The following is a 22527-nucleotide window of genomic DNA, read 5'->3' on the forward strand; positions in this document are numbered from 1 at the left end:
TTGACCTTCGTCGTCGGTCGCCCGCAAGGTACGGCCGACTTCAAAATGCGGGAGCGACCGATGAACCGTCGGCAAGTGATCATGTCCACTGCGGCGACGGCCCTCGCCGCCTCGGCCGCCCCTGCCCCCACCCTCGGCCTTGACCGCCAACCCGCCGGAGCCTCGATGCCTCAACCGCCCGTCGCCAAGAAGATTCCCGTCGTCATCGAACAACTGGGTCGCACCCGCACTGATGACTATCAATGGATGAAGGACGACAACTGGCAGGCCGTGCTGCGCGACCCGACCCTGATCAAGGCCGAGGTCAAGGACCATCTGACGGCCGAGAACGCCTATCGCGAGGCCATGATGGCCTCCACCCTGCCGCTGCAGCAGACGATGTTCGCGGAGATGCGCGGTCGCATCAAGGAAGACGACAGCTCCGTTCCCGCCCCTGACGGCGGCTGGAACTATTATATCGAATACAAGACCGGCGATCAGCATCCCCGCTACATGCGGGTCGAGCGTCAGGGCACGTGGATTGTGGACGGTCAGCCGGTGACGAAAAACTTCGTCATGGCCCCGACGCCGCAGCTGCTGCTGGACGCCAATGTCCTGGCCGAGGGCAAGGCCTATTCCGAGGTTTCGGCCGCCTCGCACAGCCCCGACCACGCCCTGTTCGCCTATGCCGAGGATGCTCAGGGGTCCGAGGTTCACAAGATCTACGTCAAGGACATCGCCACGGACGAGGTTCTGCCTGATGTGATCGACAGCGCCACCGGCGACTTCGTCTTCTCGCCCGACAGCCAGTGGATTTTCTGGACCAACCGCGACGACAACGGCCGCCCGGACAAGATCTTCCGTCGCCCGGCGCGCGGCGGCGATACCACCCTGGTCTATGAGGAGGCCGACGACGGCATGTTCATCGGCGTGGGCCGCACGGCCGACGACCGGTTCATCATCATCGGCATCCAGAACCAGGAAACGTCCGAGGCCCGCTACATCTCCGCCGCCACGCCCACGGCCGAGCCAGTGGTGCTGGAGCCGCGCGTGGTCGCGGTTCGCTACGACGCCGACCACTGGGGCGACCGTTGGGTGATCCGCACGAATGCGGACGACGCCATCGACTTCAAGATCGTCGAGGCCCCGACCGAGACGCCATCCAAGGCTCACTGGACCGATCTGGTGGCCCACACGCCCGGCCGCTTCATCGAGGGTCTCGATCTGACCAGCGGCCACCTGGCCCGTCAGGAGCGCGCCGACGCCAACACCCGGATCATCATCCGCGACCGGTCCGGCGCCGAGCATGAGATCGCCGTGGACGAGCCCGCCTTCGCCCTGTCGCTGGCGGGGGCTTCGGAGTTCGACACCACGACGACCCGCTACGCCTATAACTCGCCGTCCACCCCGACCCAGACCTTCGACTACGACATGGCGACGCGCGAGCGCACTCTGCGCAAGACCCAGCAGATTCCGTCCGGTCACAACGTCGAGGACTATGTCGTCGAGCGGCTGAACGCGCCGGCGTCCGATGGGCAACTGGTGCCGGTCACGGTGCTGCGCCGCAAGTCGACGCCGACCGACGGTTCGGCCCCGCTGCTGCTCTACGGCTATGGCTCCTATGGCATTCCCATGCCCGCCAGCTTCTCGACCAACCGGTTGTCGCTGGTGGATCGCGGCTGGATCTACGCCATCGCCCATATTCGCGGCGGCTCCGACAAGGGCTGGGGCTGGTTCCTCGACGCCCGGAAGATGACGAAGAAGAACACCTTCACCGACTTCATCGCCGCCGCTGAACATCTGATCGACCGCAAATACGCGACGACCGGACATATCGTCGCCCAGGGCGGGTCGGCGGGCGGGCTGCTGATGGGCGCCGTCACCAATATGCGGCCCGACCTGTGGGCCGGCGTCATCGGTCAGGTGCCGTTCGTGGACGTGATCAACACCATGAGCGACACCTCCCTGCCGTTGACGCCGCCCGAATGGCCCGAGTGGGGCAACCCCATCGAGGACCCGGCCGCCTACGACTATATGCTCAGCTACAGCCCCTACGATCAGGTTGCGCCGAAAGCCTATCCGGCGGTCCTGGCCACCGGCGGCCTGTCCGATCCGCGCGTCACCTATTGGGAGCCGGAGAAGTGGGTCGCCAAGCTGCGGCCCGCCACCACCTCTGGCAAGCCGGTCCTGCTCAAGATCAACATGGAGGCCGGACACGGCGGCGCGGCCGGGCGGTTCGACTATCTGAAGGAAGTCGCCCACGACTACGCCTTCGCGATCTGGGCTGTCGACAAGGGTTGGGAGACCGCGTGACGGCGCCTGCGGTTCGCGACGCCCGGCCCGACGATATCGCGGCCATCACCGCCATCTATGCCGAGAGTGTCGCCAATGGTCGCGGCACGTTCGAGCTGGAGCCGCCTGACGAAGCCGAGATGGCGTCCCGTCTGGCGGCTGTGGAAGGCTTGGGCCTGCCCCGCCTGGTCGTCGAGATCGACGACAGGGTCGCCGGATACGCCTACGCCGCGCCATTTCGCACGCGCCAAGCCTATCGCTACATGGTCGAGGATTCGATCTATGTCGCTTCATGGGCGCGCGGACAGGGCGTAGCGGGGGCTCTGCTCGATGTTCTTATCCGGCGCTGCGAAGCAATGGGGCTTCGTCAGATGGTCGCCGTCATCGGCGATTCGGAAAACATCGGCTCCATCGCCCTGCATCGCACGCGCGGCTTCACCGACGCCGGCATGTTCAAGGCCGCAGGATGGAAGCATGACGACTGGCGCGACGTGATCTTCATGCAGCGGACCCTGGGCCAGGGCGGCGATGCATCGCCCGATGCGCCGGGACTGCCGCTGGTCGACAAGAAGCGCGGCTAGACCGGCGACGACGGCGCGGGCCGGCTTGGCTGATCGTTCCTATGCCGCACGGCCTCATAGCCAAGCAGGGCCGCGCCGATGACGACCATCAGACCGCCGGCGATCAGCACCAGACGCACGTGTCGATGCAAGTGATAGAGCAACTCGCCGATCATCGACGGCCCCGCGACATCTCGGATCGTGCCAAATCGATCCGTTCCGACCATCCTAGCGCAAAAGCCGCGCCTGACGGAATCGCAGGTCCGTGAACAGTGTTACATCACATCAGTCGGCTTTGGACCACGGCCGCGCCGATGAAGCTGGCGAACAGCGGGTGCGGCGCGAATGGGCGGCTCTTCAGCTCCGGATGGTATTGAACGCCGATGAACCATGGATGGTCCGGACGTTCGACCGTCTCGGGCAGCACTCCGTCGGGTGACAACCCGGCAAAGACCAGGCCCGCCTTTTCCTCTATCGCATCGCGATAGTTGATGTTCACTTCGTAGCGGTGACGGTGGCGTTCGCTGATCGCGGTCGAGCCATAGATCTCGGCGATCTTGGATCCCGCCGTCAGGGTCGAATCATAGGCGCCAAGACGCATGGTGCCGCCCAGGTCCCCGCCCTGCTGACGCAGAACGCGCTGGTTGCCTTGCGTCCATTCGGTCATCAGTCCCACGACCGGCTCATCCGTCGGACCGAACTCGGTCGAGGACGCCTTGGGATAGCCCGCCAGGTTCCGCGCCGCCTCGATCACCGCCATCTGCATGCCGAAGCAGATGCCGAAATAGGGGATATTGCGCTCGCGGGCGAAACGCGCCGCCTCGATCTTGCCTTCCGAGCCGCGCTCGCCAAAGCCGCCCGGCACCAGAACCGCGTGCGCGCCCTGCAGCCTTTCCTCACACGCCTGCGGGTCGCCTTCGAAGGTGTCGGCCTCGACCCAGTCGATGTTGACCTTGACGTTGTTGGCCACGCCGCCGTGATGCAGGGCTTCGATCAGCGACTTATAGGCGTCCTTCAGGACCGTATATTTGCCGACCACGGCGATGGTCACTTCGCCGTCCGGGTGCAGACGTCGGCGCGAGATTTCCTGCCAGCGGGTCAGGTCGGGTTCCGGCGCGTCGGCGATGCCGAAATGGGCCAGAACTTCGCGATCCAATCCCTCGCGGTGATAGTCCAGCGGCACGGCGTAGATGTCCGCGGAATCCATCGCCTGGATCACGCCGCTTTCGCGCACATTGCAGAACTGCCCGATCTTGCGCTTTTCCTCGGCCGGAATGGGCTGTTCGCAGCGGCACAGCAGGATGTCCGGCTGGATGCCGATGGAGCGCAGTTCCTTGACCGAGTGCTGGGTCGGCTTGGTCTTCATCTCACCGGCGGTCTTGATGAAGGGCAGCAGGGTCAGGTGGACGAAGCAGGACTGGCCGCGCGGCAGGTTCTGGCCCAGTTGCCGGATAGCCTCGAAGAAGGGCAACCCCTCGATGTCGCCGACCGTGCCCCCGATCTCGACCAGCACGAAATCGACGTCTTCGCCCTGATCGGTCAGGGCGGGCGTCAGGCAGAAGGATTTGATCTGGTCGGTGACGTGCGGAATGACCTGAACCGTCGCGCCCAGATAGTCGCCCCGCCGCTCCTTCTCCAGGATCGTCGAATAGATGCGGCCGGTCGTCACGTTGTCGGACTTGGCCGCCGAAACGCCGGTGAACCGCTCATAGTGGCCCAGGTCCAGGTCGGTCTCGGCGCCGTCGTCGGTCACGAAGACCTCGCCGTGCTGATACGGGCTCATCGTGCCCGGATCGACGTTCAGATAGGGGTCGAGCTTGCGCAGGCGGACCTTATAGCCGCGAGCCTGCAGAAGAGCGCCGAGAGCGGCGGAGGCGAGGCCTTTTCCTAGCGAGGAAACCACGCCGCCGGTGATGAACACATAGCGAGCCATGGGCGGACACCTTACTCCATGATTCGCGAACGGCGCATGGCCCGCGGCGAATCGAACTGTTGATCAAAAGAAGAAAGCGCGCCCTGAGGCGCGCTTTCCAAAACTCGGGTCGGGCCTTCGACCTTTAGCGGGCGGGTTGCTGCGCCGGGGCGGAGGCGGGCCGGGCGGCCGGCGACGGAAGGCTGGCTTCCAGATCGTCCAGCGACGGAGCCGCCGGCTGGGCCGGTGCGGCAGGCTGTTGCTGTGCGGGTTGTTGCGGCGTCTGGTTTTGGGTCTGGGGCGTGGTGGCCAGCGATCCGACGGCGTCGGCGTCGATGCCCGAAACCGAGGCACGGTCCATATTGCCGACCACGGTCAGCACAATGGTCAGGCCGAACAGCATGGCGGCCAGAATCCAGGTGATCTGCGTCAACAGATTGCCCGCTCCCCGCGCCGTCATGAAGCCCGATGGACCGCCGCCCATGCCCAGGGCGCCGCCCTCGGACCGTTGAAGCAGCACGACCCCCGTCAGGGAGACGGCGACGATGATAATGGCGACGAGCAGAATGGTCTGGAGCATGGCGTCAATCATGTGGGCGCGGATCTGCGCCGATCAAGCGGCGGCCTCTATCATCGAAGCGCGCCGGGGGCAAACCATCCTCAGACGGCGGCTTGAATGATCGGAATGAAATCCGCCGCCTTCAGCGAAGCGCCGCCGACCAGGGCCCCGCCGACCTCGGGCGCAGCCAGGATGTCGCGGGCGTTGTCCGGCTTGACCGAACCGCCGTACAGGATGGGCGCGGTTCGCGCGCCCTCCCCCAACCGCTTGACGATGGCGGCGCGGATGGCCGCATGCACTTCGGCGATCTGCTCCAGCGTTGGCGTCAGACCCGTGCCGATCGCCCACACCGGCTCGTAGGCCACGGCGAAAGTCCGCTCCGACAGACTGTCGGCCAGCGAGCCCTCGACCTGGGCCGACACGACGGCGATGGCTTCGCCCGCCTCGCGCTGCGCCAGGGTTTCGCCGACGCAGACGATGGGCTCAAGCCCTGCGGCCACGGCCGCCTCGACCTTGGCGGCCACCTCGGCGTCCGTCTCGCCGAACCCGGAGCGACGTTCGGAGTGGCCCAGGATCACCAGGGTCGCCCCGGCGTCCGCCAGCATCTCGGCCGACACCGATCCGGTGAAGGCTCCCGACGGCTTGGCGTGGCAGTCCTGTCCGCCGACCGCCGCCGCGCCACCATTCAACGTCGTCGCCATACGTTCGACCAGCGTAGCGGGCGGACACAGGGCGACCCGGCAGACGCCATCGACCGCCTTCGCGGCCTCGCCGATCGCCTGCGCCTCAACCAAGGCCACGGACAGGCCGTTCATCTTCCAATTGCCGACGATCATCTTCACGGATTGTTTCATGGTCGCCTGTCTAGGGGGCGCAAACCGCGAAGCCAAGAGGCGCGCCGCAATCTGGACATCATGCCATCCTTGCGGGGGCGTGCCCGGCGCGACTATACGCGACAGCTGACGCCAATATCGGCCTGTCCCGGGTTTTCGAATGCTCACCGCCTTCCGCGCCTTCTCTCGATCCAAATGGGCGGCCGCCCTGCTTGTTCTGATCGCGATCAGTTTCGTCATCGTCGGCGCGCGCATGGACGTGTTCTCGAACCTGGGGCCGAAACACGTGATCGACGCCGGCGAGCGTTCGATGAACGAGGCGGAGTTCAAGACGGCCTTCGATCAGGTGCGCGAGCGGCTGCAGCAGCAGGTCGGCCGCCCCCTGACCAATCAGGACCTGGTCGCCGAGAACATCCACACCCGTTTCCTGGCGGAACAAACCGAACAGCTGGGCTTCCTGAACTGGGCCTGGAAGGCGGGCATCCGCCCGGGCCAGGAGCTGGTCGTCAAACAGATCCGCAAGATCCCGGCCTTCTTCAACTCGGTCACCGGCCAGTTCGACCAGCAGGCCTATCAGGCCGCCCTGGCCCAGCAGAACCTGACCCCGGCCATGCTGGAGCAGGATCTGCGCGACCAATACGCCACCGAGCATTTCGGCGCCGCCGTCTTCGCCGGCGCCCGCGTGCCCCGCATCTACGGCGCCCTGCTGGCCGGTTCGGCGCTGGAAACGCGCGATGGTCGCTGGTTCGAAGTGACCTCGGCCATAGCGGGCCAGGTTCCCGCCCCGACCGACGCCCAGCTGAACGCCTTCATCCAGGAAAACGCCGAACGTCTGCGCGCGCCCGAGTTCCGCATGGTTTCGGTCGTGCTGTTCACGCCCGATAACGCGGGCAATGCGCCCATCTCTGAAGATCGCATCCGCGAGCGTTTCGAGTTCAAGAAGGACACGCTGGGCAAGCCCGAGACCCGCACCTTCGTCACCCTGACGGCCCCGAACCGCGAGACGGCCCAGAAGATCGCCGCCGCCCTGCGCGCCGGTCAGTCGCCGGCCGACGTGGGTCGCGCCAACAACATCGCCCCCGCCAGCTTCGACGCCACGCCGCGCGCCGCCATCGGCGACGCCGCCACGGCCGGCGCCGTCTTCGGCCTGCAGGCCAATCAGGTGTCGGACCCGGTCCAGGCCGGCGTCGGTTTCGCCGTCGCCAAGGTGACGGCCATCCAGCCCGCCGCCCCAGCCTCGCTGGAAAGCGCCCGCCAGGAACTGGTGCAGGAACTGCGCGCCGAGGACGTCAAGACCCAGACCTACGCCAAGGTCGAGAAGTATGAAGCCGCCCGCACGGCCGGCAAATCCCTGGCCGACGCCGCGCGCGAAGCCGGGGGCCGTGTGGTCGACCTGCCGCCCTTCACCAAGGACGGCAAGCTGCCGAACGGTCAGGCGCTGAACGCCCCGCCGCAGATCTTCGAGACGGCCTGGAGCCTGACCAAGGGCGGCGAAAGCGACGTGGTCGACGCCGGCCAGGGCCAATATTTCGCCATCCGCGTCAACGACATCCGCCCTTCGGCCCTGCCGACCCTGGCCGAAGTTCGCGCGCCGTTGGCTGAACAGTGGATCCAGCGCGAGACGATGCGCCGCCTGTCCACCAAGGCGGAAGAGCTGACCGGCCGCGTTCGCAACGGCGAGGACATCGCCGTCGTGGCCCGCTCGGTGAACGCGCCCCTGACCGTCCGCACCGGCGTCGTGCGCAATCAGGAAACCCAGCAGTCGCTGGGACAGGGCGTGCTCCAGGGTCTGTTTGGCCAGTCCAAGGGTCAGGCCTTCTCGCAGCCGGCGTCTCAGACCGCCTATGTGGTCGGCCGCGTGGACAACATCCACGCCGCCAATCCGGCCGCCGCCGGCCCGCTGGCCGAACAGGTTCGCCCGCGTCTGACACAGGAACTGGTGCAGGCCATGGTGCAATCGTCCTTCGCCGCCGGCGCCCAGCGCTCCAAGGCCAAGAACGACCCGGCCCAGGCGCTGTCTGCGCTGGGCCTGTCGGCCGACGCCAAGCCCGCCGCACCGGCGCAATGACGACGGCGACGCCCGCCGCCGCCGATTTCGACGCCTTCGCCGCCGGTCTTCGGGCCGGTCGGCCGCAGGTGATCGTGCGCCGGATCATCGATGATCTGGAAACGCCGGTCTCGGCCTATCTGAAGCTGGGCCTGAACCGGCCCTACGCCTGCCTGCTGGAATCGGTGGAAGGCGGCGCGGTCAACGGCCGCTATTCGATCCTGACGCTGGACCCCGACGTGGTCTGGCGCTGCCGGGGGCACGCGGCCGAGTTGGCGCGCGGTCCCGCCATCGCCCAGGGCGTCTTCACGCCCGAAGGCCAGCCGGCGCTTCAGTCGCTGCGCGCCCTGATCGCGGCCTCACGGTTCGATCTGCCCGACGACCTTCCGCCCATGGCGGCGGGCCTGTTCGGCGTGTTCGGCTATGACATGGTGCGGCTGCTGGAGCCCTTGGGCGCGCCCAACCCCGATCCGCTGGACCTGCCGGATGCGGTCCTGACCCGGCCGTCCCTGGTCGCAATCTTCGATTCAGTGCGTCATGAGATCGTCCTGATCTCCGCCGCCTATCCGGACGCGGGACGTGATGCGGAGCCGGCGCATGACGCGGCGGTCGCGCGGCTAGACGCCTTCGAAGCCGCCTTGCGCGATCCCCTGCCGGTCCGCGCCGCGCCTCAAGAAGCGGCGGCGCCGGCCTTCGCCTCTCCGGTGAACGAAGCCGGATTCGGCGAGATGGTGGCCCGCGCCAAGGACTATATCGCCGCCGGCGATATCTTCCAGGTGGTGCTGAGCCACCGATTCTCCGCGCCATGGTCGGCCGATCCCTTCGCCTTCTATCGGTCCCTGCGTCGCCAGAACCCGTCGCCCTATCTGTTCTATCTGAACTTCGACGGCTTCCAGTTGGCGGGATCCAGCCCGGAAATCCTGGTTCGGCTGAAGGACGGCGAAGTGACCATTCGGCCCTTGGCCGGCACCCGCAAGCGCGGCGAGACGCCAGAGGCGGACAAGGCGCTGGAAGTCGAACTTCTGGCCGACCCGAAGGAGCGGGCCGAGCATCTGATGCTGCTGGATCTGGGCCGCAACGACGTGGGTCGCGTGGCGGCGCCCGGCACGGTGGAAGTGACGGAAAGCTTCGTCGTCGAACGCTACAGCCAGGTCATGCACATCGTCTCGAACGTGCGGGGCAAGGCCGATCCCCGTCTGGACGCGGTCGACACCCTGCTGGCGGCCCTGCCCGCAGGCACCCTGTCGGGCGCGCCCAAGGTTCGCGCGATGGAGATCATCGACGAGTTGGAGAGCGAGAAGCGCGGCATCGGATACGGCGGGGGCGTCGGCTATATCTCGGCGGGCGGCGAGGCGGACATCTGCATCACCCTGCGCACCGCCCTGTTCGCGGACGACCGCATCTTCGTCCAGGCGGGGGCCGGCGTGGTCGCCGACAGCGATCCGGTCGCCGAATACGCCGAAACCCAGCACAAGGCGCGTGCGCCGATGCGGGCGGCCGAGGAAGCCTGGCGCTTTCGCACCGGCAATCGCTAACGGGTCATTGTCGTCGTCGCATCGTTGAACTGGACGCCCGGCCCGACGATGACCACCCCGGCCATCAGCAGCGCCGCCATCGCCGCCAGGGCGGCGGCGCCCAGGGCGGCGGCCGCGCTGGGGCGGGTTTCGACCATGACCAGCCGCGCCTTTGCAGCGGCGATCTTGGCGGCAATGTCTTTTTCGGCGGTCAGTTTCACGCCCGCATCCTGCGTTCGCACGGGTTAAAATGCGCTTTACCGCCGCGCTGGCTTGGCGTGGACGCGCGTCGCGCCTAGAAGCCAGAACATGATCCTCGTCGTCGATAACTACGACAGCTTCACCTACAACCTCGTCCACTACCTCGCGGAGTTGGGCGCGCCGACGCATGTGGTGCGCAACGACGACCTGAGCGTGGACCAGGCGTGGGCGCTGAACCCCGCCGCCGTCCTGCTGTCGCCCGGCCCCTGCGCGCCGGATCAGGCCGGCATCTGCCTGTCCTTGATCGAGACAGCGCCGGCCTCCATGCCGATTTTGGGCGTCTGCCTGGGCCATCAGGCCATCGGCCAGGCATTCGGCGGCGAAGTGATCCGCGCCAAGACCCTGATGCACGGCAAGACCTCGCCCATCCTACATGACGGCCAGAGCGTCTTCGCCGGTCTGCCGTCGCCCTTCACCGCCACCCGTTATCATTCGCTGGCCGTCAGGCGCGAAACCCTGCCTGATGAGCTGGAGATCACCGCCTGGACCGCCGACGGCGAGATCATGGGTCTGCGGCACCGCAGCCGCCCAATCCACGGCGTACAGTTCCACCCGGAATCGATCGCCACTGAACACGGCCACGACATGCTGGCCAACTTCCTCGACATCGCCGGCGTGAAGCGCCTCGCGGCCGCCTGATCGTGGCGGACTGAATCATGGCGGAAGGGTTCAAGCCGATCCTGGCCCGGCTCGTCGAGGGCCGGCCGCTGACGTCCGAACAGGCGCATGATTTCTTCGCCGCCTGCCTTCGCGGCGAGCCGACCCCGTCTCAGGTGGCGGCCGCCGTTACCGCCATGCGTATGCGCGGCGAAACCGTGGACGAGATCGCCGCCTTCGCCGCCGCCATGCGTGAGGCGGCCCTGACGCTGGATCACCCGTATGAGGTCATCGACACCTGCGGCACGGGCGGCGACGGCCAGCATACCTATAATATCTCCACCGCCGCCGCCCTGGTGTTGGCCGGCGCGGGCTTGAAGGTCGCCAAGCATGGCAACCGGGCGATGTCTTCCAAATCAGGCTCTTCCGACGTTCTGTCGATCTTGGGTGTGAACCTGATGGCCGATCAGGCGCAGCAGAGGAAGGCGCTGGACGAGGCGGGCATCTGTTTCCTGTTCGCCCCCGCCTATCACGGGGCCATGCGTCACGTCGGACCTGTCCGGGCCGAGATTGGTTTCCGCACCGTATTCAATCTTCTGGGACCGCTTTCGAACCCTGCGTCTGCAAAACGCCAGGTCATGGGCGTCTATGATCCGCGCCTGCTGGAACCGCTGGCCGAAGTGCTGGGAAGGCTGGGCGCCACGCGCGCCTGGACGGTCCACGGCCAGGGTCTGGACGAACTGGCGACCTCCGGCCCGACCGAAGTGGCCGAGTGGAAGAACGGCGCCGTTCGACGGTTCCAGGTTACGCCCGAAGACGCCGGTCTGCCGCGCAGCCCCATCGCCGCCATTCGCGGCGGCGACGCGGAAGAGAACGCCGAGGCTCTGCGCGCCTTACTTGCGGGCCAGACCGGGGCCTATCGGGACATCGTCCTGCTGAACGCCGCCGCGGCCTTGGTCGTGGCGGACAAGGCGGTCGATCTGGCTCAGGGCGCCGCCGTGGCCGCCGCCGCCATCGACGATGGCCGGGCCGCCGAGGCGTTGGAGCGTCTGGCCCGCATCACCACGACACCGCTGGACCCAGAAGCCGACGCATGACCGACGTTCTCGACCGCATCGCCGCCTATAAGCGCGAGGACGTCGCCGCCCGAAAGACGGCTGCGTCCCAGGACGCGATCGAGGCCCTGGCCAAGACCGCCTCGGCGCCGCGCGGCTTTCGCGCCGCTTTGGAGCTTGTCGGCGAGGAAACCGGCCGCCCGGCCCTGATCGCCGAGATCAAGAAGGCCAGTCCGTCCAAGGGTTTGATTCGCCCCGACTTCGATCCGCCCGCCCTGGCCCGCGCTTATCAGGCGGGGGGCGCGGCCTGTCTTTCGGTGTTGACCGACGGTCCCAGCTTCCAGGGCGATGACGCCTATCTGGCGGCCGCGCGCGACGCCGTCGCCCTGCCCTGCCTGCGCAAGGATTTCCTGGTCGATCCGTGGCAGGTGGCCGAAAGCCGCGCCCTGGGGGCCGACTGCATCCTGATCATCCTGGCCATGATCGACGACAGGCTTGCCGCCGAACTGCTGGCGGAGGCCGAACGGTTCGGCATGGACGCCTTGATCGAAACGCACGACGAAACCGAAATGGCCCGGGCCTGCGCCCTGGGCGGCGACCTAGTGGGCGTCAACAACCGTTCGCTGCGGACCTTCGAGGTCGACCTGGAGGTCACCGAACGGCTGTCGATGCTCAGTCCCGTTCGCGCGCTTCTGGTCGCGGAAAGCGGCATCTTCACGCCGGACGATGTCGCGCGCGTCTCCGCCGCCCACGCCCAGGCCATACTGGTCGGCGAAAGCCTGATGCGGCAGGCCGATGTCGAGGCTGCGACGCGGGCCTTGCTGGCGGCCTGAACCCCAGCCTTCCCGATCAAACGACGGCGGAGCGCGGCCGTTAAGTTGACATTAGGAAGGAACACTTACAGAACATCGTCAATGTTCACGGCCCGTTCCGATTCTGTGGAGGGGGCGCTTGAGGGCTTGGCGATGCTCACGCGCAAACAGCACGAACTGCTGATGTTCATCCACGAACGGATTCAGGAGACGGGCGTCTCCCCCTCGTTCGACGAGATGAAGGAGGCGCTGGACCTTGCCTCTAAATCCGGCATCCACCGGCTGATCACGGCGCTGGAGGAGCGCGGCTTCATCCGCCGCCTGGCCCATCGGGCGCGCGCCCTGGAAGTGACGAAGCTGCCGGAACAAGCCACCGCCGGTGCGCCGCGCGGTCGGGCGGGGTTCAAGCCCGACGTGATCGAAGGCGGCGCCCCCGTCCGGCAGGCCGTATCTACGGCCGCCAACGACACGCGCGAACTGCCGCTGCTGGGCAAGATCGCCGCCGGCACGCCCATCGCCGCCATTCAGCACGAGCAGGACCGCCTGCCCGTGCCGGAATCCATGCTCGGCAAGGGCGACCATTATGTTCTCGAGATCGAAGGCGATTCGATGATCGAGGCGGGCATTTTGAACGGCGATCTGGTCGTGATCCGGCGCGGCGACACCGCAACCAACGGCGAGATCGTCGTGGCCCTGGTCGAGGGCGAGGAAGCCACCTTGAAACGCTTTCGCCGCAAGGGCGGCTCCATTGCGCTGGAGCCGGCCAATCGCAACTATGAGACCCGCATTTTCGGCCCCGACCAGGTCGAGGTCCAAGGCAAGCTGGTCGGCCTCATGCGCCGCTATCACTGACGTCGGGGTCGGGCTGGCGCGTCCAGGGACGGTTTCCGCGCACCTCGGTCGTCCAGACCGCGCGCCAGCCAGCGTCATCGCGCCATAGTTCGACCGCCCCGCCCCGGGCGAAATCCACGCCGTCCAGAACCAGACGGCCGCTGCAAGACGCGGGCAGGTTGGTGACGACGGCCCGGACGCCCACGACCTCGGCCGTGTCGCACAGGGATGCCAGGTGCTCCAAATCCGGAGCCCTCCTTCCCCACCACAGGGCGATCGGTCCTGCAGCCGGACTTTCTGGTCGGCACGAGAAGCGGTCGTAGGTCCAGCCGTCCACGTCGCGCGCGGTCAGGACCAGCCCCCTTCGTCGGGACCACAGGTCGGCCGCGAACTCTCGTACGCCCGGGCGGACCACGACCGCCTCGCCCTGCCGGTTGAAGGCCGCATTCGTTCCCCCATCCCCGATCCAGAGATCCGGCGCCGGCGGACGGGGCCAGATCATCACCGCCGCCGCCAGAGGCAGGCCCAGCCAGCGTAACCGTCCGCGCCAGAGGCAAATGAACACCACGCCCACAAAGGCGATGGGCAGAATGAAATCGGGCGCGCTGGGTATGGTTTGGACGGCGCCGGGCAAGCCGGCCGTCCACGCTCCGATCGCCAGCATCAGATCCACGCCCCATCCCGCCACGGCCAGGAAAGGTCCCCCAAGCCCCAAGGGCTCCATCGCCGCGCCCAGCGCCAGGGCCGGCATCAGGATGAAGTCCGCCACCGGCGATGTCCCCAGATTGGCCAGCAGGCCATACATGGCGGTGCGGTTGAAATGCTGCATCGAGAAGGGACCGGTCGCCAGGCCTGCGACCAGGCTGGCGGCCGCAGCCGCCGTGACCCAACCCGCGAACCGCTGGATCGCCAGGATCGGCCAGGGCGCGGAAATCTCGCGCGGCGTCTTGGGCCATGCTTCGACGAGGGCCACCAGCGCCGCCGTCGCCGCGAACGACATCTGGAAACCGGGCGTCACGACGGCCTCTGGCTGGATGGCCAGCACGACGAAGGCGGCCACCGCCAGGCCATGCATGGTCACCGCCTGTCGATCCAGCAGGATGGCGAGAAAGGCGATGGAGGCGGTGATGGCCGCTCGTTCGGCCGGCGGCGGCGCGCCGGACACCACCAGATAGACCCCGACGGCGACCAGGCCCGCCATCGCCGCGACTTTCTTTCCCGGAACGCGCAGCGCCAGCCAGGGCCATGCGGCGACGCCCAGCCGCACGGCGAAGAACACGAACCCGCCGACGATCGCCATGTGCAGCCCAGAGACCGACAGAATGTGCGCCAGGCCCGAATCGCGCATCACGTCCAGGTCCGCCTGGCTGATCCAGGTCTCGTGACTGGTGGTCATGGCGGCCGCGATCCCGCCCGTCCGTTCGCCCAGTCGCGCCACGATCCGCTTCGCCAGGGCATAGCGCGCGCCGTTGACCGCCATCTCCAGCCGCAACCGCCACGGCGCGCGCGGCAAGTCAGCGGCGCGCGTCTCGCCCAGCGCGAAGGCCACCCCGCCCATGCCTTGAAAGAAGGCGTTGCGTCCGAAGTCATAGGCGCCGGGACTGGCCGGCGCGGGCGGCGGATTGAGTATGGCGAACAGCCGGATCGCCTGGCCGGGTTCAGGCGGATCGCCCCGAAGCGTGGCGCGAAGTCGAACCGGCGTCTGATCCGGGGTCAGGCCGCGAATCCACACCGGCGCGATCATCACGCGCGCGCCGCGCTGGCCGGGACTGTCCACATCGACCACCCAGGCCTCGATCACGGTGGGCGCGCTGAGTGTCGGGGCGATGGGGGCGGCGACGAAGAGGGTGCGCGCCTTGGCCGACGCCAGACCCGCCGCCAGGCAGGCGATCATCAGCAGGGGCCATGTGATGCGGCGGGTCCGCCCGCGCGTCTTGGCCAGGCCCCAGACCGCAAAGCCTGTGATCGCCGCCAGTCCCAGCGGCCAGAAGGCCGGTTCGAACTGCAAGGCGAAATAGAGGGCGCAACCGCAGCCGAACGCCACCGGTCCCCACAGCCGCCATCGCAAGGCCTGGGCCGCGACCTGATCGGCCAGCCAGGCTCGCAATCGCGCGCCGGGGGTAGGCTTTGCCGCATCGGGGCGTATAAGGGCGTCGCCTACGGACCCCTCCCCCATGACCTTGCCTTCCTCGACTGTCGTCACCCGCTTCGCCCCCTCGCCGACAGGCTATCTGCATATCGGCGGGGCGAGAACCGCCTTGTTCAACTGGCTGTACGCCAAAAGACACGCAGGACGTTTCCTGATCCGCGTCGAAGACACGGATCGCGAACGCTCCACCGACGCCGCGGTCAAGGCGATCTTCGATGGCCTGAGCTGGCTGGAGCTGTTCGCAGACGAGGAGCCGGTGTTCCAGTTCAGCCGCGCCGACCGGCACCGTGAGGTGGTCGATCAGTTGCTCGAAACAGGTCATGCCTATCGCGACTTCACCTCGGCCGAGGAAACCGGCCGTCTGCGCGATGCGGCCAAGGCCGAGAAACGCAGTTTCGAATCGCCGTGGCGCGACCGCGAACCCTCCGTGGACGATCTGGCCCTGCCCCACGTCGTGCGTTTCCGCCGGCCGCAATCGACCACGGTGACGGTGCCCGATGAGGTTCAGGGCGCGGTCAGCTGGTCGACCGACGATCTGGACGACCTTGTCCTGCTGCGTTCGGACGGGGCGCCGACCTATAATCTGGCCGTCGTGGTGGACGACCACGACATGGGCGTGACCCACGTCATTCGCGGCGACGACCATCTGAACAACGCCGCGCGTCAGAGCCTGATCTACGACGCCCTGGGCTGGACCCGCCCCGTCTTCGCCCACATCCCGCTGATCCACGGACCGGACGGCGCGAAACTGTCCAAGCGGCACGGCGCTCAGGCGGTGCACGAATACGCCGAGATGGGCTATCTGCCCGAGGCGATGCGCAATTATCTGGCCCGGTTGGGCTGGGCGCATGGCGACGACGAACTGTTCAGCGACGCCCAGGCCATCGAGTGGTTCGATCTGGCCGGCATCGGCAAGGCGCCGGCGCGGCTGGATTTCGATAAGCTGGCCCACGTCAACGCCCACTGGCTGCGCCTGGCCGACGACGAACGCCTGGCCAAGCTGGCGCTGGACGCCCACCTGCAGAAGGGCCACGCCCTGGCCGAGGCGGACGAGGCGCGGCTTCAGCGCGCCATGCCCTTCGTCAAGGATCGCGCCAAGACGGTGCTGGACCTGGCCGATCAAACCGCCTTCGTGCTGAAGAACCGCCCCCTGACGCTGGACGACAAGGGCCGCGCCCTGTTGTCGGGCGAGACGCTGGACCGCCTGTCGCGCCTGCGCGACCGTCTGGCCCTGTTTCAGTCCTGGGACGTCTTCGCCCTTGAGGCGGAGCTGAAGGCCTTCGCCGAATCCGAGGGCGTGGGCTTCGGCAAGATCGGCCCGCCGATGCGCGCGGCGCTTACCGCAGGGTCAGCTTCGCCCGACATCGCACGAACTTTATCCGCTCTGGGGCGCGACGAAAGCCTCGGGCGCTTGGATGATGCGCTGCAACAGACTAAGTGATCACCCACAAACCGAAAAGCGCCCGACGCCTCCCTGCGCCTGGACGTATGATTCAAAGGGGCATTCATGACTGAACAAGCCAAAACCGCCGGCTCGGCGACCCTGTCCTTCGAGGACAAGACCATCGAGTTGCCGGTCCTTTCGGGCTCCACCGGCCCGGACGTCATCGACATCCGCAAACTCTATGCGGGAACGGGCGCCTTCACCTTCGATCCCGGCTTCACCTCCACGGCGGCCTGTGAATCGGCCCTGACCTATATCGACGGCGACGCGGGCGTGCTTCTGCACCGCGGCTATCCGATCGACCAGCTGGCGTCGAAATCGAACTTCCTCGAAGTCTGCCACCTGCTGCTGCACGGCGAACTGCCGACCGCCGCCGAGTTCGAGAAGTTCGAAGAGAACGTGACGCGGCACACCATGCTGCACGCCCAGTTCGATCGTTTCTTCGAAGGCTTCCGCCGCGACGCCCATCCGATGTCGATCATGGTCGGCACCGTCGGCGCCCTGTCGGCCTTCTATCACGACAGCCTGGACATCCATGATCCGGTGCAGCGCGACATCTCGGCCATCCGCCTGATCGCCAAGATGCCGACCATCGCGGCGCGCGCCTACAAATATCACGTCGGTCAGCCGTTCATCTCGCCGCGCAACGATCTGTCCTACGCCGAGAACTTCCTGCGCATGTGCTTCGCCGTGCCGGCCGAGGACTATCACGTCGATCCGGCCCTGGTCCGCGCCATGGACCGCATCTTCACCCTGCATGCCGACCACGAGCAGAACGCCTCGACCTCGACCGTCCGCCTGGCCGGTTCGTCGGGCGCCAATCCGTTCGCCTGTATCGCCGCCGGCATCGCCTGCCTGTGGGGCCCGTCGCACGGCGGCGCCAACGAAGAAGCGCTGAACATGCTCAAGGAGATCGGCACGCCCGACAAGATTCCTGAGTTCATTCAGGGCGTGAAGGACCGCAAGTACAAGCTGATGGGCTTCGGTCACCGCGTGTACAAGAACTACGATCCGCGCGCCAAGGTCATGCAGCAGTCGGCCTATGAAGTGCTGGCCGCCACCGGCCGCGAGAACGATCCGCTGTTCCAGGTCGCCAAGGAGCTGGAAAAGGTCGCCCTGTCGGACGAATATTTCACCTCGCGCAAGCTGTTCCCGAACGTCGACTTCTATTCGGGCATCACCCTGTCGGCGATGGGCTTCCCCACCACCATGTTCACGGTCCTGTTCGCCCTGGCCCGCACCGTCGGCTGGATCGCTCAGTGGCAGGAGATGATGTCCGATCCTTCGCAGAAGATCGGCCGTCCGCGTCAGCTGTACACCGGCCCGACCGAACGCGATTATGTATCGATCGATCAGCGCGGCTGATCGTCGGCCAGGACTCTGAAATGCAGAACGCCGGGGACCTCCCCGGCGTTTTCTTTTGGGGTTCAGACCAGCCGCAGGTCGCGGAAACGCGCGGCCAGGTCGTCCAGGTCACGATGCATATGGGCCACGCCGATGGCGGCGGCGCCCAGGGCCATGTCGTCGCCCTCGACCGCGATGGACAGGGCCAGGCTCTGGTCGATCGGCCCCATGGGATCGGCGGCCTTGCCCCGCGACAGCGCCTCGAGCCGTTCGACCGCGCGCGCGGCGTCCTCGGACCAGGGCGCCAGCCGGCCATCCGCGCCCTCGTCATGAAAACCGCGCCCCAAGATGACGATGTCGCTGCGCACCCGCCAGAAGGCGCGGGCCAGGGCGGCGCGATCGGCTGTCTCGCGCTGTAAACCGGGGAAGTCGACCACGTTCTTGGCGGTCTGGGCCAGGGCGTCCAGCCGGCGCTTAAGGTCGGCGTGACGACGGGAGATCTCGGCCGCATCCCCAGCATCGCCCTTCGCGACCAGGGCCAGCAGCACGGCCGCCTCACCGGCCGCTTCGCGCGCATTCAGGGTGAAGGCCTGGTGGGCATGGCGGGGGAACAGGGCCAGGATGGCGATCACGCCGACGCCGCTGCCGACCAGGATTTCCATCACCCGGTCCAGCGCCAGGGACGCAGGCCCTTCCGATCCCGCACCGCCCGCAATGACGATTGTCGCCGTGACCGGCGCGATCTTCAACCATGGCCGCCCGGCGCCCAGGAAGGCCAGAACCGCCGTGGAAATCGCGATGCTCAAGGCCAGGCTTTCCATCCCCGGCGACCGGATGAACGCAACCCCCGCCCCCACAAGCGCGCCGGTCATGGTCCCGATGGCGCGGTCACGGGCGATGGCGACCACCCCGCCCGTAACGCTGGCCTGGACCACCACGATGGCCGAGATCACGCTCCAATAGGGATGGGGCAACCCCAGAAGCGTGGCCAGATACAGCGCCGCTGTCGCGGCCACCGCCATCTGCAAGGCCGCCCGCACCTCGGCCGCACGACGGGGGCTGAGGGCGCGGGCCACGGTCAGCCTGGCTCCGTGCCAGCCTTGGCGGCGATGACGCGCAAGACGGCGTCAACCGCCAGTTCTGAAGGATCGGGTCCGCCGCGCCCCATCAGGTCCAGCGCCGCCGTCTGACGCCGCGCCTGCGCCTGGGCCAGTTCGGGATCGGCCAGCAGGCGGCCGACAGCGGACGCCAGCAGGGCGGGCGTCGCCTCCTGTTGAATATATTCCGGAGCGATCCGCTCGTCGGCGGCCACGTTGAACAGGGTGATGTGCTTGGCCGTCACCATTCGCTTCATCAACGGATATGACAGGGCGTCGATTTTGTAGGCGATGACCATGGGCGCGCCGGCCAGGGCCAGCTCCGTCGAGACCGTACCGCTGGTGGCCAGGGCTGCGTCGGCGGCGCGCATGGCGTCGTATTTCTCGCCCTCGTCCACCAGATGCACGCGGAACGGCCAGGTCGCGATTCGGCCGGCCACATCGCCGGCGACCGTGCCAGCGGCGATGACGGCGATCTCCAGTGCGGGGTCGACGGCCTTAAGCTTTCGCACCGTCTCCTCATAGACGGGCGTCATGCGCGCGATCTCGCTGGGCCGGCTGCCAGGCAAAACCAGCAGCAGCTTTGCCTTCGCCGCGATGCCGCGTCGCGCGCGAAACGCGGCGCCATCCGCATGGTCCATGTCGATGTGCAGCGCGGACGAGCCGACCACGGTCGTCGCCAACCCCTCGCGTTCAAACCAGGGCGCGTCGAAGCCATACAGAGCCAGCAAGTGATCGACCGCGCCGGCCAGCGTCCTGGCCCGACCAGGGCGAGAGGCCCAGACCTGCGGGCCGACATATTTGATCAGAGGCACATCGGGCCGCGCGGCGCGGATGGCCTTGGCGACGCGGATCGTGAAGCCCCAGCTGTCGATCAGGACGACGGCGTCCGGCCTTTCGCGCTCGGCCAGCGTCGCCGTCTCGGCCACCCGGCGCTTGACCTTGCCATAGGCGCGCAAGCCTTCGATCCAGCCCAGGATCGACAATTCGGCGATGTCGAACGGGCTGACCACGCCCTCCGCCGCCATGCGCGGGCCGCCGACGCCGACGAAGGTCACGTCGTCCCCCAGCCGCGCCCTCAGCGCATTGGCCAGACCCGCGCCGAGAGCGTCGCCCGACGCCTCGGCCGCCACCAGCATGATCTTCAGCGGCCGGCTCATTGGTCTTCGCCCCAGACGAACAGACCCAGCCGGTCCGCCGCCGCAACGATAGCGTGGCGATCAATCAGGATCAGCCGACCCGCGACCCCGCCGATGCCCGCCAGTCCCGCCGCTGCCGCCATCTCGACGGTTCTGGGTCCGATCACCGGCATATCGACGCGCAAATCCTGGATCGGCTTGGGCGCCTTGGCCAGCACGCCCTTTCTGTCGGAGGGTGAGCCGCGCAGGTCGGCGGGCAGGCCCCCGACACGCCCCAGCATAGCGTCGGTGCCTTCTTGCGCCTCAACCGCCAGCACCAGGCCTTCGCAGACGACCGCCCCTTGTCCGATATCCAGTTCGCCCGATCTTTCAGCGACATGCAGCGCCTTCTTCAGGTCCGATAACTGCTCGCCGTTCGGCGTTACGGCGCCCAGAGCGCCGGCGCCCAGCGTCTCGCCGCCCAGAATGTCGTCGGCGCCCTCGACCGCGAACCCCTCGGCCTCGAACACCGACAGTATCTTTCGCAACAGGGCGTCGTCGCCCTTGGCGGCCGCCGCCACGATGCCGGGCAGAAGGGTCGCGCCCTTGAAGTCCGGCTTCAACGTCTTGAAATCCGGGCGGCTGACGATGCCCGCCAGACAGACCGCCCCACAACCTTGAGCCTTCAACGCCTTCAGGATCGCGCCGATCTGGGCCATGCCGAAGTCGCCGCCGGGCCAGCGCGCCAGATGCGGATCGGCGAACCCGTCCAGCCGCACGACATAGACCGCCCGCCCCTCGGCTTCGCAGCGCTGGGCCACCGCCTGGGGCAGGTCTCCCCCGCCCGCGATCAGGCCGAGCTTGACGCTCATTCCGCGTTCGGCAGGCACAGCGGCCGCTTGCCGCCCTCGCGGATGAAGGTCAGAATTTCGACGATCTCGGGCAGGTCGGCATAGTCGGCCTCGACCCTTTCGACCCGTCCGGCGAACTCGCCCCCGCCTTCGAACAGTTCGCGATAGGCGGCCAGCAGCCGCCGCACCTGATCCTTGCCATAGCCCTTGCGCTTCAGGCCGATCAGATTCAGCCCGCGCAGCCGCGCATGATTGCCCCAGGCCGAGCCATACGGGATGACGTCGCGCGTCACCGCCGCCAGCCCGCCGATGATGGCGCCCTGCCCCACCCGGCCGTTCTGGTGAACCGCACACAGACCGCCTAGAAACACCTTGTCCCCGACCCGGGCATGGCCGCCCAGGGTGGCGTTGTTGGCCATGACGACATTGTCGCCCACCACGCAGTCATGGCCGACGTGGGCGCCGGTCATGAACAGATTGTTCGACCCCACCACGGTTATGCCCGTTCCCTGCGGCGTGCCGCGGTTGAAGGTGCAGTGTTCGCGGATCAGATTGTTGCGCCCGATTTCCAGACGCACAGGCTCGCCCTTGTAGCCATTGTGCTGCGGGTCGCCGCCGATCACGGCGAAGGGGTGGATGGTCGTGTCCGACCCGACCGCCGTGTCCTGCTGGATCACGACGTGACTGATCAGACGCACGTTTTCGCCCAGCGTCACGTTCGGCCCGACCGTGCACCACGGCCCGACCTGCACCCCGTCGGCCAGGGTGGCGGAGGCGTCGACGATGGCGGTCGGGTGAATGCTCATCAGGCGGCCGGCTCCGGCACGGTCACCACCATGGCCATGAACTCGGCCTCGGCGGCCAGCTTGCCGTCGATAAAGGTCTCGCCCCGGAACTTGTAGGCGTCGCCGCGCGCCTTGATCACCTTGACCTCCATGCGCAGCTGGTCGCCGGGCCGGGCGGGCTTGCGGAAGCGCACGCCGTCGATGGACATGAACATGATGACCTTGTCCGCCACCGCGACATCCAGCGTCTTGGACATCAGCAGGGCGCCGGTCTGGGCCATAGCCTCGACGATCAGCACGCCCGGCATGACCGGATCGATCGGGAAATGGCCAGGGAAGAAGGGCTCGTTGTGGGTGACGTTCTTGATGCCCACGACGGAGGTGCGCGGGACGAAGTCCTCGGCCTTGTCCACCAGCAGGAAGGGATAGCGGTGCGGCAGCCGCCGCATCACCTCGGCGTAATCGATCTTGCCGTCTTCGCTCATCC

At 67.4% G+C, this 22527-nt stretch carries 21 protein-coding genes; 10 read left to right on the forward strand and 11 right to left on the reverse strand.

Annotated elements, in window-relative coordinates:
• The first annotated feature begins 60 nt into the window (after positions 1 to 60).
• Positions 61 to 2292 carry a S9 family peptidase gene (locus tag P0Y50_12715; GenBank protein WEK39394.1) on the forward strand — a complete coding sequence of 744 codons (2232 nt, stop codon included), beginning with the start codon at positions 61 to 63 and terminating at the stop codon, positions 2290 to 2292.
• The gene (locus tag P0Y50_12720) at positions 2289 to 2852 is read left to right on the forward strand and encodes a GNAT family N-acetyltransferase (GenBank protein WEK39395.1); all 564 of its coding nucleotides are present in this window, start codon (positions 2289 to 2291) and stop codon (positions 2850 to 2852) included. The genes P0Y50_12715 and P0Y50_12720 overlap by 4 nt, the downstream gene beginning before the upstream one ends.
• Here P0Y50_12720 and P0Y50_12725 read toward each other — a convergent pair.
• From P0Y50_12725 to tpiA, 4 genes are all read right to left on the reverse strand, one after another.
• A complete protein-coding gene (locus P0Y50_12725; GenBank protein WEK39396.1) occupies positions 2849 to 3007 on the reverse strand; it encodes a hypothetical protein in 159 nt (52 codons plus the stop codon). The genes P0Y50_12720 and P0Y50_12725 overlap by 4 nt on opposite strands.
• Before the next feature lie 104 nt (positions 3008 to 3111).
• Positions 3112 to 4764 (reverse strand): CTP synthase, encoded by a 1653-nt coding sequence (locus tag P0Y50_12730; GenBank protein ID WEK39397.1) that lies wholly within the window; start codon positions 4762 to 4764, stop codon positions 3112 to 3114.
• A gap of 124 nt (positions 4765 to 4888) precedes the next feature.
• Positions 4889 to 5335 carry a preprotein translocase subunit SecG gene (gene secG / locus P0Y50_12735; protein ID WEK39398.1) on the reverse strand — a complete coding sequence of 149 codons (447 nt, stop codon included), beginning with the start codon at positions 5333 to 5335 and terminating at the stop codon, positions 4889 to 4891.
• A 68-nt stretch (positions 5336 to 5403) separates the two neighbouring features.
• Complete coding sequence (gene tpiA / locus P0Y50_12740; protein ID WEK39399.1) at positions 5404 to 6156, reverse strand: triose-phosphate isomerase; 753 nt, start codon at positions 6154 to 6156, stop codon at positions 5404 to 5406.
• Positions 6157 to 6295: 139 nt separating this feature from the next.
• Between tpiA and P0Y50_12745 the strand changes: the two genes are divergently transcribed.
• Complete coding sequence (locus P0Y50_12745) at positions 6296 to 8203, forward strand: SurA N-terminal domain-containing protein (GenBank protein ID WEK39400.1); 1908 nt, start codon at positions 6296 to 6298, stop codon at positions 8201 to 8203.
• A complete protein-coding gene (trpE, locus tag P0Y50_12750; GenBank protein ID WEK39401.1) occupies positions 8200 to 9717 on the forward strand; it encodes an anthranilate synthase component I in 1518 nt (505 codons plus the stop codon). Before P0Y50_12745 ends, trpE begins: the two co-directional genes overlap by 4 nt.
• Here trpE and P0Y50_12755 read toward each other — a convergent pair.
• Positions 9714 to 9917, reverse strand: coding sequence for a peptidoglycan-binding protein (locus P0Y50_12755; GenBank protein WEK39402.1), 204 nt, complete (start codon positions 9915 to 9917; stop codon positions 9714 to 9716). The genes trpE and P0Y50_12755 overlap by 4 nt on opposite strands.
• An 88-nt stretch (positions 9918 to 10005) precedes the next feature.
• Between P0Y50_12755 and P0Y50_12760 the strand changes: the two genes are divergently transcribed.
• From P0Y50_12760 to lexA, 4 genes are all read left to right on the forward strand, one after another.
• Positions 10006 to 10596 (forward strand): aminodeoxychorismate/anthranilate synthase component II, encoded by a 591-nt coding sequence (locus P0Y50_12760; protein ID WEK39403.1) that lies wholly within the window; start codon positions 10006 to 10008, stop codon positions 10594 to 10596.
• 17 nt (positions 10597 to 10613) lie between these two features.
• Positions 10614 to 11651 (forward strand): anthranilate phosphoribosyltransferase, encoded by a 1038-nt coding sequence (gene trpD, locus P0Y50_12765; GenBank protein WEK39404.1) that lies wholly within the window; start codon positions 10614 to 10616, stop codon positions 11649 to 11651.
• Positions 11648 to 12442 carry an indole-3-glycerol phosphate synthase TrpC gene (gene trpC, locus P0Y50_12770; GenBank protein ID WEK39405.1) on the forward strand — a complete coding sequence of 265 codons (795 nt, stop codon included), beginning with the start codon at positions 11648 to 11650 and terminating at the stop codon, positions 12440 to 12442. Before trpD ends, trpC begins: the two co-directional genes overlap by 4 nt.
• Before the next feature lie 132 nt (positions 12443 to 12574).
• Positions 12575 to 13273 carry a transcriptional repressor LexA gene (gene lexA, locus P0Y50_12775; GenBank protein ID WEK39406.1) on the forward strand — a complete coding sequence of 233 codons (699 nt, stop codon included), beginning with the start codon at positions 12575 to 12577 and terminating at the stop codon, positions 13271 to 13273.
• On the opposite strand, the gene P0Y50_12780 is transcribed toward lexA, so the two are convergent.
• The gene (locus P0Y50_12780; GenBank protein ID WEK39407.1) at positions 13254 to 15455 is read right to left on the reverse strand and encodes a ComEC/Rec2 family competence protein; all 2202 of its coding nucleotides are present in this window, start codon (positions 15453 to 15455) and stop codon (positions 13254 to 13256) included. The two genes, lexA and P0Y50_12780, sit on opposite strands and share 20 nt — an antisense overlap.
• Here P0Y50_12780 and gltX point away from each other — a divergent pair.
• Together gltX and gltA are read left to right on the forward strand one after the other, a co-directional pair.
• The gene (gltX, locus tag P0Y50_12785) at positions 15427 to 16842 is read left to right on the forward strand and encodes a glutamate--tRNA ligase (GenBank protein WEK39408.1); all 1416 of its coding nucleotides are present in this window, start codon (positions 15427 to 15429) and stop codon (positions 16840 to 16842) included. The genes P0Y50_12780 and gltX overlap by 29 nt on opposite strands.
• Before the next feature lie 66 nt (positions 16843 to 16908).
• A complete protein-coding gene (gltA, locus tag P0Y50_12790; GenBank protein WEK39409.1) occupies positions 16909 to 18210 on the forward strand; it encodes a citrate synthase in 1302 nt (433 codons plus the stop codon).
• Between the two features lie 62 nt (positions 18211 to 18272).
• On the opposite strand, the gene P0Y50_12795 is transcribed toward gltA, so the two are convergent.
• Genes P0Y50_12795 through fabZ form a run of 5 tightly spaced genes read right to left on the reverse strand, consistent with a single transcriptional unit; the run spans position 18273 to position 22525 of the window.
• A complete protein-coding gene (locus tag P0Y50_12795) occupies positions 18273 to 19265 on the reverse strand; it encodes an FUSC family protein (GenBank protein ID WEK39410.1) in 993 nt (330 codons plus the stop codon).
• A gap of 2 nt (positions 19266 to 19267) precedes the next feature.
• On the reverse strand, positions 19268 to 20446 hold the full coding sequence (gene lpxB, locus P0Y50_12800) for a lipid-A-disaccharide synthase (GenBank protein WEK39411.1): 1179 nt from the start codon (positions 20444 to 20446) through the stop codon (positions 19268 to 19270).
• Positions 20443 to 21276, reverse strand: coding sequence for a UDP-2,3-diacylglucosamine diphosphatase LpxI (gene lpxI / locus P0Y50_12805; protein ID WEK39412.1), 834 nt, complete (start codon positions 21274 to 21276; stop codon positions 20443 to 20445). Before lpxI ends, lpxB begins: the two co-directional genes overlap by 4 nt.
• Complete coding sequence (lpxA, locus tag P0Y50_12810; GenBank protein WEK39413.1) at positions 21273 to 22061, reverse strand: acyl-ACP--UDP-N-acetylglucosamine O-acyltransferase; 789 nt, start codon at positions 22059 to 22061, stop codon at positions 21273 to 21275. The genes lpxI and lpxA overlap by 4 nt, the downstream gene beginning before the upstream one ends.
• Positions 22061 to 22525 (reverse strand): 3-hydroxyacyl-ACP dehydratase FabZ, encoded by a 465-nt coding sequence (fabZ, locus tag P0Y50_12815; protein WEK39414.1) that lies wholly within the window; start codon positions 22523 to 22525, stop codon positions 22061 to 22063. The genes lpxA and fabZ overlap by 1 nt, the downstream gene beginning before the upstream one ends.
• Between the last annotated feature and the right edge of the window lie 2 nt (positions 22526 to 22527).

It is taken from the genome of Candidatus Brevundimonas colombiensis (genome assembly GCA_029202665.1).
Taxonomy (GTDB): domain Bacteria; phylum Pseudomonadota; class Alphaproteobacteria; order Caulobacterales; family Caulobacteraceae; genus Brevundimonas; species Brevundimonas colombiensis.